This window comes from Ligilactobacillus ubinensis (assembly GCF_024160875.1).
In the GTDB taxonomy this organism is placed as follows: domain Bacteria; phylum Bacillota; class Bacilli; order Lactobacillales; family Lactobacillaceae; genus Ligilactobacillus; species Ligilactobacillus ubinensis.
Genome location: NZ_JAIULA010000065.1, coordinates 1 through 323, shown reverse-complemented (window position 1 = coordinate 323; position 323 = coordinate 1). Strand labels below are relative to the sequence as shown.

The 323-nt window shown below is 32.8% G+C and carries 1 protein-coding gene; it reads right to left on the bottom strand.

The features are described from left to right. A partial coding sequence (locus LB941_RS12400; protein ID WP_253362278.1) for a transposase occupies positions 1 to 323 on the bottom strand: 323 nt, incomplete at both ends.

Below are 323 nucleotides of genomic sequence, written 5' to 3'. Positions count from 1 at the left end.
CTGTTGTGAGAATCCTTACCGGATTCCTTCATTGTTGTAATTCTTACTTTATTTAGTGCTTGATACGCTTGCGTCACTACATGAAATCGATCAGCTATAATGATAGCATTTGGAAATAGGTCTTCTATCAATTTACGATAAGGTGAATATAGATCAACCGTTACCGTTTTAACAAGCACTCTGGCTTTTAAATCATATTGTAAAAAATAACTTTTAAGAAAACGATTAGTTCGAGAACGAATAATGTCAAGAACTCGATGATTAGCACTATCCATTAATAGCATACTCATTTTACTTTTAGCGAAGTTACCAGATTTAAAGTC